This window comes from Salinicola endophyticus, assembly GCF_003206575.1.
Taxonomy (GTDB): domain Bacteria; phylum Pseudomonadota; class Gammaproteobacteria; order Pseudomonadales; family Halomonadaceae; genus Salinicola; species Salinicola endophyticus.
Genome location: NZ_PZJO01000002.1, coordinates 902,236 through 902,614 on the forward strand (window position 1 = coordinate 902,236; position 379 = coordinate 902,614).

Genomic DNA, 379 nt, shown 5'->3' on the forward strand with positions numbered 1-379 from the left:
GCGGCGAGCTGATCTTCGTAGATCATCTTGGAGTCGTGCAACAGCCGCCCGATCAGGGTCGACTTGCCGTCGTCGACGCTGCCGCAGGTGATGAAACGCAGCAGATCCTTGTTCTCGTGCTCGTGGAGATACTGCTCGATATTGTCGGCGATGAGCGAAGACTGGTGTGACATTTAGAAATACCCCTCGCGTTTCTTTTTTTCCATCGACCCCGCCTGATCGCGGTCGATGGCACGACCCGAGCGTTCGCTGGTGCGGGTCAGCAGCATCTCCTGGATGATCTCGGGCAGTGTCGCCGCCCGCGACTCCACCGCCCCGGTGAGCGGGTAGCAGCCCAGGGTGCGGAAGCGCACCCACTTCTCTTCCGGCACTTCCCCCG

Annotated in this window: 1 protein-coding gene and 1 pseudogene; both read right to left on the reverse strand. The window is 61.5% G+C overall.

Features of this window, described 5'->3' with window-relative positions; all coding sequences use genetic code 11:
* Positions 1-173 (reverse strand): GTP-binding protein (locus DOM66_RS19880; RefSeq protein WP_245392378.1); only part of this gene is annotated, 173 nt, incomplete at its 3' end.
* Positions 174-379, reverse strand: a pseudogene (locus tag DOM66_RS06620) (sulfate adenylyltransferase subunit CysD); the annotation flags it as partial. It abuts the gene before it with no gap.